The organism is Curtobacterium sp. NPDC089185 (assembly GCF_040685235.1).
GTDB classification, from domain to species: Bacteria; Actinomycetota; Actinomycetes; order Actinomycetales; family Microbacteriaceae; genus Curtobacterium; species Curtobacterium citri.
Window position 1 is genome coordinate 237,360 of sequence record NZ_JBFBHK010000003.1, and the last position, 12,481, is coordinate 249,840.

General features: G+C 71.5%; 13 protein-coding genes and 4 tRNA genes. 4 read left to right on the forward strand and 13 right to left on the reverse strand.

The window, feature by feature from the left end:
- Positions 1-70: 70 nt before the first annotated feature.
- The 4 genes from rplK to AB0N84_RS04645 all read right to left on the reverse strand — a co-directional run bounded on the left by rplK (position 71) and on the right by AB0N84_RS04645 (position 2,235).
- A complete protein-coding gene (gene rplK / locus AB0N84_RS04630; RefSeq protein WP_017888638.1) occupies positions 71-502 on the reverse strand; it encodes a 50S ribosomal protein L11 in 432 nt (143 codons plus the stop codon).
- Positions 503-660: 158 nt separating this feature from the next.
- Positions 661-1,713: a transcription termination/antitermination protein NusG gene (gene nusG, locus AB0N84_RS04635; RefSeq protein WP_182045973.1), complete on the reverse strand. Its 1,053-nt coding sequence runs from the start codon at positions 1,711-1,713 to the stop codon at positions 661-663.
- A 149-nt stretch (positions 1,714-1,862) separates the two neighbouring features.
- Positions 1,863-2,141, reverse strand: a complete 279-nt coding sequence (gene secE, locus AB0N84_RS04640; RefSeq protein WP_363544062.1) for a preprotein translocase subunit SecE — start codon at positions 2,139-2,141, stop codon at positions 1,863-1,865.
- Positions 2,142-2,162: 21 nt separating this feature from the next.
- Positions 2,163-2,235, reverse strand: a tRNA-Trp gene (locus AB0N84_RS04645).
- Positions 2,236-2,364: 129 nt separating this feature from the next.
- Between AB0N84_RS04645 and AB0N84_RS04650 the strand changes: the two genes are divergently transcribed.
- On the forward strand, positions 2,365-3,615 hold the full coding sequence (locus tag AB0N84_RS04650) for a pyridoxal phosphate-dependent aminotransferase (RefSeq protein ID WP_289457404.1): 1,251 nt from the start codon (positions 2,365-2,367) through the stop codon (positions 3,613-3,615).
- Positions 3,616-3,700: 85 nt separating this feature from the next.
- Here AB0N84_RS04650 and AB0N84_RS04655 read toward each other — a convergent pair whose 3' ends face one another.
- The 3 genes from AB0N84_RS04655 to AB0N84_RS04665 are packed head-to-tail and all read right to left on the reverse strand — an operon-like array spanning position 3,701 to position 5,606.
- Positions 3,701-4,720, reverse strand: coding sequence for a UDP-N-acetylmuramate dehydrogenase (locus AB0N84_RS04655; RefSeq protein ID WP_363544064.1), 1,020 nt, complete (start codon positions 4,718-4,720; stop codon positions 3,701-3,703).
- 14 nt (positions 4,721-4,734) lie between these two features.
- Positions 4,735-5,160, reverse strand: coding sequence for a MaoC/PaaZ C-terminal domain-containing protein (locus tag AB0N84_RS04660; protein WP_182045971.1), 426 nt, complete (start codon positions 5,158-5,160; stop codon positions 4,735-4,737).
- The gene (locus AB0N84_RS04665) at positions 5,157-5,606 is read right to left on the reverse strand and encodes a MaoC family dehydratase N-terminal domain-containing protein (RefSeq protein ID WP_083263847.1); all 450 of its coding nucleotides are present in this window, start codon (positions 5,604-5,606) and stop codon (positions 5,157-5,159) included. The genes AB0N84_RS04660 and AB0N84_RS04665 overlap by 4 nt, the downstream gene beginning before the upstream one ends.
- Positions 5,607-5,724: 118 nt before the next feature.
- Between AB0N84_RS04665 and AB0N84_RS04670 the strand changes: the two genes are divergently transcribed.
- Positions 5,725-6,102 carry a hypothetical protein gene (locus AB0N84_RS04670; RefSeq protein ID WP_182045970.1) on the forward strand — a complete coding sequence of 126 codons (378 nt, stop codon included), beginning with the start codon at positions 5,725-5,727 and terminating at the stop codon, positions 6,100-6,102.
- 407 nt (positions 6,103-6,509) lie between these two features.
- Here the strand turns inward: AB0N84_RS04670 and AB0N84_RS04675 are convergent.
- From AB0N84_RS04675 to AB0N84_RS04695, 5 genes are all read right to left on the reverse strand, one after another.
- Positions 6,510-6,586: transfer RNA gene (locus AB0N84_RS04675), tRNA-Met, on the reverse strand.
- Between the two features lie 32 nt (positions 6,587-6,618).
- Positions 6,619-6,690, reverse strand: a tRNA-Thr gene (locus AB0N84_RS04680).
- A gap of 92 nt (positions 6,691-6,782) precedes the next feature.
- Positions 6,783-7,958, reverse strand: coding sequence for a M23 family metallopeptidase (locus AB0N84_RS04685; protein ID WP_363544067.1), 1,176 nt, complete (start codon positions 7,956-7,958; stop codon positions 6,783-6,785).
- A 144-nt stretch (positions 7,959-8,102) separates the two neighbouring features.
- The gene (locus tag AB0N84_RS04690) at positions 8,103-8,924 is read right to left on the reverse strand and encodes an inositol monophosphatase family protein (protein ID WP_182045968.1); all 822 of its coding nucleotides are present in this window, start codon (positions 8,922-8,924) and stop codon (positions 8,103-8,105) included.
- 105 nt (positions 8,925-9,029) lie between these two features.
- Positions 9,030-9,111 (reverse strand) — tRNA-Tyr (locus AB0N84_RS04695).
- 162 nt (positions 9,112-9,273) lie between these two features.
- Here AB0N84_RS04695 and AB0N84_RS04700 point away from each other — a divergent pair.
- Positions 9,274-9,762, forward strand: a complete 489-nt coding sequence (locus AB0N84_RS04700; protein ID WP_069712130.1) for a YajQ family cyclic di-GMP-binding protein — start codon at positions 9,274-9,276, stop codon at positions 9,760-9,762.
- Between the two features lie 7 nt (positions 9,763-9,769).
- Positions 9,770-11,230 carry a cardiolipin synthase gene (gene cls / locus AB0N84_RS04705; RefSeq protein WP_069712129.1) on the forward strand — a complete coding sequence of 487 codons (1,461 nt, stop codon included), beginning with the start codon at positions 9,770-9,772 and terminating at the stop codon, positions 11,228-11,230.
- Positions 11,231-11,356: 126 nt separating this feature from the next.
- Here the strand turns inward: cls and AB0N84_RS04710 are convergent, their stop codons facing one another.
- Positions 11,357-12,475, reverse strand: coding sequence for a heparan-alpha-glucosaminide N-acetyltransferase domain-containing protein (locus AB0N84_RS04710; RefSeq protein ID WP_363544070.1), 1,119 nt, complete (start codon positions 12,473-12,475; stop codon positions 11,357-11,359).
- Between the last annotated feature and the right edge of the window lie 6 nt (positions 12,476-12,481).

The following is a 12,481-nucleotide window of genomic DNA, read 5'->3' on the forward strand; positions in this document are numbered from 1 at the left end:
TACGTGGTTGACGAGCCGGCGAGGCTCTCCCACGGAAGGGGTGAGGGGGTGTGCCTGGTCAGGCGGAGACTTACGCCTCGACCGTGATGCCCATCGAGCGCGCGGTGCCGGCGATGATCTTCGCGGCCTGCTCGATGTCGTTGGCGTTCAGGTCGGCCTGCTTGGTCTCGGCGATCTGACGGACCTGGTCCATCGAGATCTTCGCGACCTTGACCGTGTGCGGGGTCGACGACCCCTTCTGCACGCCCGCAGCCTTCTTGATGAGCTCGGCAGCCGGCGGGGTCTTGAGGACGAACGTGAACGAACGGTCCTCGTAGACGGTGATCTCGACCGGCACGACGTTGCCACGCTGCGACTCGGTCGCGGCGTTGTACGCCTTGCAGAACTCCATGATGTTCACGCCGTGCTGACCGAGCGCAGGACCGATCGGCGGGGCCGGGTTGGCGGCGCCCGCGTTGATCTGCAGCTTGATCAGGCCCGTGACCTTCTTCTTCGGTGCCATGGTGTGCTTCCTCCTGGAATCGAACGCACGGGGTCCCGTGCACTCTCCCGCTGGTCCGGCGGATCCGGACCGCGGTGAAGCCCCGCACGCTGGGCGCGCGGGGCCAAACCTCAGTAGTCTACCCGATCCTCCAGACCGGGTCGACGGGTGGGGACGACCTAGAGCTTCGTGACCTGGTCGAAGCTGAGCTCGACGGGGGTCTCGCGCTCGAACAGCGAGACGAGGACGGTGAGCTTGCCGCTCTCCGGCTTGATCTCGGAGATCGAACCCGGCAGGCCCGCGAACGAGCCCTCCTTGATGGTGATGGTCTCGCCGATCTCGAAGTCGACCTCGGCCTGCGGCTGCGCCTGCACGGCACCGCCGGACTTGCCGCCGCCCTTGGTCGGGGCCGCCTCGGCGACCTGGACCAGCGACTTCAGCATGCCGAACGCCTCGTCGAAGCGGAGCGGGGTGGGGTTGTGCGCGTTGCCGACGAAGCCGGTGACACCCGGCGTGTGGCGCACGACAGACCACGAGTCCTCGTCGAGGTCCATGCGGACGAGCACGTACGAGGGGATCCGGACGCGGGTGACCAGCTTGCGCTGCCCGTTCTTGATCTCGACGACGTCCTCCATCGGGACCTCGACCTGGTAGATGTAGTCCTCCATCGACATCGAGACCATGCGGTTCTCGATGTTCGACTTCACGCGGCGCTCGAAGCCCGCGTAGGAGTGGATGACGTACCACTTGCCCGGCTTCATCCGCAGCTCGGCCTTGAAGGCCTCGTACGGGTCGACCTCGGCGGGCTCCTCGTCGGCGTCGTCTGCATCGAGGGCCTCGTCGGCGGCGAGCGTCTCGTTCGCCTCGGCGGCGGCGGCGTCCTCGAGCTCGGACTCCTCCTCGTCCTCGACCGCCTCGACGGCGGCCTCGGCCTCGTCGGCGGAGTCGATCTCGAGCGCGTCGTCCACGACGGCGTCGGCCTCGGGGTCGCGGGACTCGGCCAGGGCCGTCAGGGCCTCGTCGATCGAGGTGTCGACCGTGCCGTCGTCGGGCTCGTCGCTCAGGCCGAGGGAGTCGTCGTCCTCGTCCTCGACGGAGATCGCACGCTCCTCGGCGGACTCGACCGAACGGGCCTCTGCGGTCTCGACGTCGCCTTCCTGGTTCTCCTCGACCTCGGAGGACTGCTCGGCAGCCGTGGCGAGGTCGATGTCGTCGCGGGAGTAGTCAGACACTGCGGTTCTTTCCGTTCGGTGGTGCGGATCGGGTGGTCGGCCGGAGCGGTGCGCATCGGTCGACGTCTCGGTGGCGACCGTACTCCTGTCGGGATCCGGTCAGGCCAGCCGCCGTCGGACCGACCACCATCGGGCCGGCCGCCGTCGGGTCAGACCGTGGGACCGTTGCCGAAGACGTAACCGACGCCGAGACCGAAGACGAAGTCGAGGATCGAGACGAGGATCATCATGACGACGACGAAGACGAGCACGACGCCGGTGTAGCTGAAGAGCTCCTTGCGCGTCGGCGTGACGACCTTGCGGAGCTCGCCGACGACCTGGCGGATGAAGAGCGCGATGGCGGCGAACGGCCCTCCGCGCGCGGCGCGGTCGGCCTTCGCCTTCGCGACGACGTCGTCCGTCGTCGTCTCCATGTCCTTGCTCGCCAACTTCACACCTTCCGGAACTTGCAGGGCGGACAGGACTCGAACCTGCAACCTGCGGTTTTGGAGACCGCTGCTCTACCAATTGAGCCACCGCCCTAGAGGGGACGAACCCCTCGGGGCACGGAGCGAGACCGTTCCGTGCGCCGGTGGTCGAGTGTACGGGAGTCCGTCACACGCTGTCCACTCGGCCCCCGCCACGGCGTGCCGCGTCGGTAGGCTGGGGACCGTGAGCACCGCAGCCCCCGGCCCCGAGTCCACCGCCCCCGAGTCCGCGACCACCGACCACCCGCGCATCGCCTCGCGCATCGCCGCGATCGCGGAGTCGGCGACCCTCAAGGTCGATGCCAAGGCCAAGGCGCTCAAGGCCGCCGGCCGCCCGGTCGTCTCGTTCGCCGCGGGCGAGCCCGACTTCGCGACCCCGCAGCACGTCGTCGAGGCGGCCGTCCTCGCCGTGCAGGACCCGGCCAACCACCGGTACACGCCGGCCACGGGTCTGCCGGAACTCAAGCGCGCCGTCGCCGAGAAGACCGCGCGCGAGTCCGGCGTGACGGTCGACCCCGCGCAGGTCATCGTGACGAACGGCGGCAAGCAGGCCGTCTACCAGGCGTTCCAGACCGTCGTCGACACCGGGGACGAGGTCCTGCTCCCCGCGCCGTACTGGACCACGTACCCGGAGGCGATCCGGCTCGCGGGCGGCACCCCGGTCGAGGTCTTCGCCGGCAGCGACCAGGAGTACCTGGTCACCGTCGAGCAGCTCGAAGCCGCCCGGACGCCCCGCACCAAGGCCCTGCTGTTCTGCTCGCCGTCGAACCCCACCGGGTCGGTGTACTCCGCCGAGCAGACCCGGGCGATCGGCGAGTGGGCGCTCGAGCACGGCATCTGGGTGATCAGCGACGAGATCTACCAGGACCTGGTCTACGACGACGTCCGGTTCACCGGCATCCTCGAGGCGGTCCCCGCCCTCGCCGACACCACCATCCTGGTGAACGGCGTCGCGAAGACCTACGCGATGACCGGCTGGCGCGTCGGCTGGTTCATCGGCCCGGCCGACGCCGTGAAGGCCGCGTCGAACCTGCAGTCGCACCTGTCGTCGAACGTCGCGAACGTGTCGCAGCGTGCGGCGATCGCCGCGCTCACCGGTCCGCAGGAGCCGGTCGCGGCCATGCGCGAGGCGTTCGACCGCCGTCGCCGCGCGATCGTCGAGGGGCTCAACGCGATCCCGGGCTTCGTCACGCCGACGCCGAAGGGCGCCTTCTACGTCTACCCGGACGTCACCGCGCTGCTCGGTCGCGAGTGGGCCGGCACGACCCCGACCACGACCCTCGAGCTGGCCGACCTGATCCTCGAACACGCCGAGGTCGCGGTGGTCCCGGGCGAGGCGTTCGGCCCGTCGGGCTACCTCCGCCTGTCGTACGCGCTGGGCGACGACGACATCGCCGAGGGCGTGCGTCGCCTGGCGGCGTTCTTCTCCGCGTGACACGGACGACGGCCCGCCTCCGGCAGGGGGCGGGCCGTCGGTCTGCGCCGTCGTCCTGCCGGGAGGCGCGTGACCGGCCCGGTGGTCAGCTCGCGGCGAGCAGGTCGCCGACCACGACGGGCTCCGGCACCAGGGATACCCCGAAGCGGTTGAGCACCGTCACCTGCACGTAGCGGGCCAGCTCCGCGACCTGCGCAGCCGTCGCGTCACCGCGGTTCGTCAGCGCGAGGGTGTGCTTCGAGGAGATCGCGGCGCGCGACCCGGGCACCGCGTACCCGCGGTGCACCCCGGCGTGCTCGATGAGCCAGGCGGCGCTGAGCTTGACGTCGTCGCCGGCCGGCCACCGGGGTGCCTCGGTCGGCAGCGTCTCGGCGAAGGCCGCGGACACGATCGGGTTCGTGAAGAACGACCCCGCGCTCCACGTGTCCGGGTCGGCGTCGTCGAGCACCATCCCCTTCGAGGACCGCAGGCGCAGCACCGTCCGCCGGATCGTGAGCGGGTCGACGGGCGTGCCGAGCTCGACGCCGAGCGACCCGGCGAGCTGGGCGTAACGGACCGGGACACCGGCGTCCGCCGCGGCCCCGAGCCGGAACTCCACGGTCAGCACGACCCCGCGCCGCCCGTGCTTCAGGGTCGAGGTGCGGTAGCCGAGCGCCAGCTCGGCCGCGTCCACCCACGCGCGGTCCCCCGTCGACGCGTCGAGGAACTCGATCCGGGTGAGCACGTCGGAGAGCTCGACCCCGTAGGCGCCGATGTTCTGCACGGGGGCGGCACCGACCGTGCCCGGGATGCCGCTCAGTGCCTCCAGGCCGGTCCAGCCGTTCTCGACGGACGTGGCGACGAACCGGTCCCACGGCTCACCGGCCGCGACGCGGACGGTGACGCCGTCGTCGTCGGGATCGGCCTCGAGCCCGTGCGTGCGGACGAGCACGACCGTGCCGGCGAAGCCGTCGTCGGCGACGAGCAGGTTGCTGCCGCCGCCCACGACCAGCCACTCGTCGTCCTGCCACGCGGTGTGCGCGTGGGCGACGAGTTCCTCGGTCGTGTCGGCGGTCAGGAGCGTCGCGGCGGGTCCGCCCACGCGGAACGTGGTCAGGTCGGCCAACCGCGTCGACACGGTCAGCGGAACACCACCGTGACCTGCGCCTTGCCGAGCACGGTCTGCCCGGCGGCGGTCACGGTCAGGTCGATGCGCTGCGGACGACCCTGGTCGTCGACCGTGCCGACCTTGGCGACGACGCCGACGGTGGCGCCCTGCTCCGGGTCGACCACGACGGGGCGGGTGAACCGGACGCCGTAGCGCGCGACCCACCCGGTGTCGCCGAGCCACTCGGCGACCGGCTGCACGGCGAGGCCCATGGTGAGCATGCCGTGCGCGAGGACGCCGGGGAGCCCGACCGACGCGGCGACGTCGTCGCGGTAGTGGATCGGGTTGAAGTCGCCCGAGGCGCCGGCGTAGCGGACGAGGGCGTCGCGGGTCAGGTGGACCTCGCGCTCGGCGACGACGGTGCCGACCTCGAGCGCGGTGGCGGGTGCGGCGGTCATGCGTCGTCTCCTCGGACCACGAGGGTGGAGGTCGCCGTGACGACGTGCTCCCCCGTGGCGTCGTCCATCGTGCTCTCGGCCGTCACCATGGCGTTGCCGCCGAGGGTCTTGACGCTCGTCACCGTGAGGGTCGCGGTGAGCTCGTCGCCCGCCACGATCGGTCGGTCGTACGTGAAGGACTGCTCGCCGTGCACGACGCGCGAGAAGTCGATGCCGGCGTCGGGCTCGGCGAGGAGTTGCGCGAGGGTGGCCTCCTGCACGACGACGGCGAAGGTCGGCGGCGCGACGACGTCGGCGTACCCGGCGGCACGGGCGGCCTCGGGCTCGTGGTGGATCGGGTTCGTCGCGAACACGGCGCGCGAGAACTCACGCACCTTCTCGCGACCGACCAGGTAGGGCTGGGCCGGCGGGAACGTCCTGCCGACGAGCTCGGGGTTCACTGACACGGACGGCAGTCTACCGAGCGCCCGCGACACGCCCCCGGTCGTGAGGTTGCATCGGCTATGCTCGTCGCACGGCTTCCGGGGGGAGGTCGGGGAGGACTCCGGGTTCGGGGAGGAACACATGGAGCACACGACGCAGTACGCCGTCCACACGGGAGACCGCTGCACCGCCATGGAGGTCGCCGGTGCGGCGCTCCGGCAGAGCGGCCACCGGGTCGAGTCGACCGGGGGCACGATCACGGCGACGACGGGGAACCGCCTGCTGACCATCCTGCTCGGGGCGATGGTGCACCCGTCGCGGGAGTTCCGGCGGTACGAGCTGTCGACGACCGTCACGGGGACCTCGACCACGATCACGCTCCGCCACGCGCAGCACGCCACGGCGGTGTCCGGCGGCAGCATCGGCGCGGGACGGCGGCGCACCGCGTGGCGGCAGGTCTCGACGACGCTGGAGCGGGCGCTCCGCGCCGCCGGGCTGCTGACCACTCCCACGCGCTGAGGGGCGGCGGGGCGGGCCGGTGCGGCGCTGTGCGGCTCCGGCGCCCCTGGCGAGTTCGGGCGTGCCTGGCGGGATCGGGCGTACCTGGTCGCAACGGACGACCAGGCATGCCCGGTTCCGCTCGGTACCGCGCCTGTCATGGGAAGGAACGGGCAGCGGGAGCGGGCCCGGCCGTGCTGTCGTCACGGGAGTGCGGGCGGTCTCCGAGCGCTCCGGCGCTTCTGGCGAGATCGGGCGTACTCGGCGGATTCGGGCGTACCTGATCGCCACGGACGACCAGGCATGCCCGGTTCCGCTCGGTACCGCGCCTGTCATGGGAAGGAACGGGCAGCGGGAGCGCCGGGCGCAGCGGGAGGGCGGACGCGCCCGGGAACGACGAAAGCCCGGCGAACTGATCGCCGGGCCCGTGGTAGCGAGGACGGGACTTGAACCCGTGACCCCACGATTATGAGTCGTGTGCTCTAACCAACTGAGCTACCCCGCCAGAGATCCGGAGCGACTGCCGCTCCGGGTCGGAGCCCCGAGTCAGGATTGAACTGACGACCCCTTCCTTACCATGGAAGTGCTCTACCACTGAGCTATCGGGGCGAGTGCCGCTCGGCGGCACCACACGAGAGTAGCAGACGCGCGGCGGTGGTCAGGAACCGGGCGTGACGCCCGGGCGTGCCGCCGCTCCCCCGCTAGTTCGCGTTGGCGCGGAGCCAGGTCAGCGGGTCCACCGGGACACCGTCGACGTGGATCTCCAGGTGCAGGTGCGGGCCCGTCGAGTTGCCCGTCGAGCCGACCTCGCCGAGCTCGTCGCCGACGGCGACCTGCTGCCCGGTGACGACCTTGAACGTGCCGTCCTTCATGTGCCCGTAGACGCTGACGAACTGCTTGCCGTCGACGTCGTGCTGCACCCAGACGTCGTTGCCGAAGCCGCCGTCGTGCGCCTGCACCTTGATGACCGTGCCCGCGGCGACGGACCGGATGGGCGTGCCCTCGCCCGGGGCGAAGTCGACGCCCATGTGGTTCGTCGAGCAGAACGAGCAGCCCTCGACCTGCCGACCGCCGAAGCCCGACGTGATCGGGACCCCCGTGAGGAACGGCCACTGGATCGTGCCGTTCGGGTCGTTGGAGAACGAGGACGAGTCGACGTTGGCGTACTGCGTGGCCGCGGTCACGGAGTACTGGTCGCGCGCGGTCTCCGCGTCGCCGGCGGCCTGTCCGACGCTGAGCGACTGGGCGTCGCCCGCGGTCGTGCGGAGGGCGGTCGTGTCCGCCGGCGGGACCCAGAGCGCCTGCGCCGGCAGGGACGTCGAGACGACGAGCCCGGCGGCGAAGAGGAGTGCGCCGACGGCCGTCACGCGCGAGGCGGTCCGCCGGAAGGACACGCCCCGGTCGACGTGCGGAGCTGCCGCGGGTGCCTTCGGCGTGGCCGGGATGTGCCGGGTGGCCCGGTCGACGTGCACGGCGGCGGCGGCCCGGGACGCACGCGGCGGTCGGTCGGCTGAGGGCGCGCGTCCGGTCCCGCGACGCGCCCGCTCGGGCGCCGGGGCGACGGACGTCGGCGTGTGCGTCGCATCGGCCGCCGGGACCGCGTCGAGCACCGGCGCCACGTCCGGCGAGACCGGGGCCGGCGGCGTCACGGCGCCCGCCGAGGGGGCGGGGCGGACGGGCGAGGCCGGCGCGAGATCGATCGGCGAGACCGGGGCGGCAGGCGTCACCGGCGCGGCGGGACCGTCGATGGACGGCTGTACCGCGGCCGCAGCAGCCCGTCGCTCCGCTTCGATGCGTGCACGTCGGGTGAGGTGCACCACCGGCTGGGGACCGGTCGTGACGTCGGGCGAGGTGAGCGTTCGGGGAGCGTGGGGCATGTGTTCGGTGGAGATCCTGATCGGGGCGCGAGGCGCTCGTTGGTAACGAGCAGGTAACGGGACTGCAGCACGCTAGCAGGGGCCGCCGCGCGCCGCCAGTCGGGTGCACGTCGGTGCAGTGCCCAGAGGGAGAGCCGTCGGCGGTCAGCCCCCGAGGACGTCGGCCTCGAGCCGCCGGACCAGGGCCTCGAGCTCGTCGGCCACCGCGGGGGCGGCGAACAGGAAGGAGCGGGTGCCGCCGGCCTCCCACACGCGGACGACCGCACCGGCCTCGGCCGCCACGACCGCACCGGCCGCCATGTCCCACGGGTTGATGCCGCGCTCGTAGTACGCGTCGACCGTCCCGGCCCCGACCGCGCAGCAGTCGAGCGAGGCCGCTCCGGCACGCCGGACGTCGCGGACCTCTCCGATGAGCCCCGCCAGGACCGCGACCTGCTCGCGCCGCCGGTCGGCCGTGTAGCCGAAACCGGTCGCGACGAGCGTCTCCGCCAGCGACGCCGGAGCGGCGACCCGGAGCGGTGCGCCGTCGCGCGTCGCACCCTCGCCGCGGGCCGCCCGGAAGACGGTGCCGGTCGCGGGGACCACGACCACCCCGGCGAGTGCCTCCCAGGTCGTCGGGTCGGCACTCCCCCGCACGACGCCGATGCTGACGCCGTACTGCTCGCTGCCGTACAGGTAGTTGACCGTGCCGTCGATCGGGTCGACCACCCACGTGATGCCCGTGGTCCCCGCGCCCGACCCGGACTCCTCGCCGTGGAAGCCGTCGTCGGGTCGCGCCTCGGCGATGCGGGACCGGACGAGTGCCTCGACCTCACGGTCGGCGGCCGTGACCACGTCGACGATGCTCGACTTCCGGTCCGCGACCTCGACGCCCTCGGCCCGGCGGCGGGCGGCGAGGGCCGCGGCCTCCCGGGCGATCGACTCGGCGAGGTCGGCGAACTGCGTGGGCGTCAGCATGTCGGACATGCGACCAGCCTGCCCGAACGACGTCGTGCTCGCCGGGATCGCAACCGGTGGAACGAGAACAGCCCCGTCCGATCCGGACGGGGCTGTTCGATCCGTTGCGGACCGTGGCAAGTGAGGGATTCGAACCCCCGAAGGCTACGCCGGCTGATTTACAGTCAGATCCCTTTGGCCGCTTGGGTAACTTGCCGTGTGCGCACCCAGCCGGTGTGATCACCAACCGAAGGCGCGGTGAAGAGCATAGCCGATCCCGGAGGGTGCTCGTGACCACAGGGGGACGTGACGAGGCGCTCGTCCACAGCCGCCGGGAGTGACCGAACCGGGCCCGGCGTGCGCCGTTAGGCTGTCCGGCATGGCAGACAGTTCCTTCGACGTGGTCAGCAAGGTCGACAAGATGGAGGCGGAGAACGCCCTCAACCAGGCCGCCAAGGAGATCGAGCAGCGGTACGACTTCAAGGGCGCCGACGCGTCCATCGCCTTCAGCGGCGAGGACGTGCTCATCAAGGCGAACTCCGAGGAGCGCGCCAAGGCCGTCCTCGACGTGCTGCAGAGCAAGGCGATCAAGCGGAACATCTCGCTCAAGAGCCTCGACGCCGGCGACCCGTACCCCTCGGGCAAGGAGTACCGCATCGAGGTGAAGTTCAAGAACGGCATCGAGCAGGACGTCGCGAAGAAGATCGGAGCGTTCCTCCGGGCGAACGCGCCGAAGACCGTCAAGAACCAGATCCAGGGCGACGAGCTGCGCGTCTCCTCCAAGAGCCGCGACGACCTGCAGAACACGATCCAGCTCCTCAAGGGTGAAGAGTTCGACGTGCCGCTGCAGTTCATCAACTTCCGCTAGCGCCCCCGTGGAGCACTGGCTCGGCGTCGCGATCACCGTTCTCCTGGTCCTGCTGGACCTGGCGATCCGTGTCTTCTCGATCATCTACGTCCCGTACAACCGGAAGCCGCAGACCGCGACGGCCTGGCTGCTCGCGATCTTCCTCATCCCGTACATCGGGTTCATCGTCTTCCTGATCATCGGGTCGACGAAGCTCCCCCGGGCACGACGCGAGAAGCAGACCGAGATCAACGCGTACATCCTCGAGCAGACCGAGGGCATCGAGCGCGTGCGTCGCGACCACCCGTGGCCGCCGTGGCTGGAGAGCATCACGAAGCTCAACCGCGGGCTCGGCGCGATGCCCCTCGTGGGCGGCAACTCGGCCGAGCTCTACCCGGACTCGTACGAGTCGGTGCAGGAGATGACGCGGGAGATCGACCGGGCGCGGCGCTTCGTGCACGTCGAGTTCTACATCGCGACGCTCGACGACACGACCCGGCCGTACTTCGAGGCACTGGCCCGGGCGCAGGCCCGCGGGGTCACGGTCCGGTTCCTCCTCGACCACTGGGCGAGCCGCGGGTACCCGGGCTTCAAGGACACCCTCGCGTTCCTCGACCGCGCGGGCATCGAGTGGCACCTCATGCTCCCGCTGCAGCCGCTCCAGGGGAAGTTCCAGCGCCCGGACCTCCGCAACCACCGGAAGATCATGGTGATCGACGGGTCGGTGGCCTTCACCGGGTCCCAGAACCTGATCGACCCGTCGTACGACCTGAAGTCCCACATCGAGCGGGGCATGGTCTACAAGGACCTGTTCGCCCGGTTCGAGGGCCCGGTCGTCGCCGGCCTCAACGCCCTGTTCGTCACCGACTGGTACAGCGAGACCGACGAGCTCCTGCTCCGCGAGAGCGATCCCGTGCAGCGCGCGGACCGCGGGGACGCCCTCGACTGCCAGGTGGTCCCGTCGGGCCCCGGCTTCGACGGCGAGAACAACCTGCGCCTCTTCAACGCCCTGCTCTACGCCGCGCAGGAGAAGGTGTCGATCACCTCGCCGTACTTCGTGCCGGACGACTCGATGCTCTACGCCATCACGACGACGGCGCAGCGCGGGGTCGAGGTCGAGCTGTTCGTCGGCGAGATGGGCGACCACGCCATGACGTGGCACGCCCAGCGGTCGTACTACGAGGAACTCATGCGCGCCGGGGTCCGGATCTGGCTGTACCGCGCACCGACGATCCTGCACGCGAAGCACTTCACGATCGACGACGACGTGTCCGTGATCGGGTCGAGCAACATGGACATGCGGTCCTTCAGCCTCAACCTCGAGGTGTCGGTGATGGTGCGCGGCCGCCGGTTCGTCGACGCCCTCCGCGAGGTCCAGGACGCCTACAAGGAGGCGTCCTTCGAGCTCACGCTCGACTCGTGGCTCGAACGACCGCGCCGGTCCCAGGTGCTCGACAACATCGCGCGCCTGACCGCCGCCCTGCAGTAGCGTCCGGCCGGGAGGCACCTGCGCGCGTCCGTCACGCGGGTCGCGGGACGACGTGCCCGCCTGACGGCGTGGGACGGCGTGCCCACGGACGACGCGGGACGACGTGCCCACGGACGACGCGGGTCGTCAGCGCGGCGCCGTGACGACGTCCGCGACCCAGGCGACGAGGCGTTCGAGCGGGCCCCGTCCGAGGAACGCCCGCCACGTCATCGCGAACAGGACCGACCCGATCGCGAACCAGGCCCACGCGGCACCGGAGTCCGGGTACCCGGGCAGGCAGGCGATGACGACGATGTGGCCCGCGTAGACCGTCAGCGGCATCGAGCCGACCGCAGCGAGGGGGTACGCGATGCGCGCGACCAGCCGCCCGCGGCCGTCGACGAGCAGTGTGCAGAGGGCGACCACCGCGACGGCGACCCCCGCCGTCCCGACGACGTCGACGATCGACGACGAGTGGGCCCGCGGCGACAGGAACAGCTGCGCCAGCGCCGCCGACGGCGAGCTGCCGTCCGGCGCGTACGGCACGCCGGGGAAGGCCAGCCCGGTGCTCGCGGGCACCGGGGCGAGCGCGTTCCCGACGGCGTACGCGGCGGCGGCGGCCACCGTGCCGGACGCGAGGAGCGCGACCTGCGCACGCCGTGCCTCCAGACCGACCCGGGCGACCGCGAGTCCGACCAGCACGTACGCCAGGAAGGTGACCACGGGGTAGACGAGGCCCAACTGGACCTCCCACGTGCCGGCGCCCGCGTAGAGGGGCGCGACGGCGATCGCCACGAGTGGTGAGACCACCGCGCAGACGACAGCGAGCAGGACGAGCCAGACCGGGCGCACCCGGAGGACCGGCAGCACGAGCAGGAAGAGCGCCCCGTAGGTGGGCAGGATGACGTAGATCGGCGTCTCGAGCGCCATCAGGGCCAACCCGATCGCCACCACGACGATCGCGCGGACCGCGAGCCGGGCGCGGACCAGTCCGATCGCCGGCGGCCCGGGCGGACTGGTCCGACCGCTGGTGAGGCCGACCGAGACACCCGCGAGCACCGCGAACAGCGTCGAGGGCCGGCCGTGGGCGACGGCGGACCACGTGCCCGGGTCGGACCAGTCGACCTCGTCGGCGATCCCGCCGATGTGCGCGGCCATCATGCCGAGCAGCGCGAGCGCGCGCGCGACGTCGACCCCCTGCAGGCGTCCGGGAGCGACGAGCACGCCCCGCATCGCGGTGGACGGTGCGGGGCGTGCGGTGGTCATCGTGCG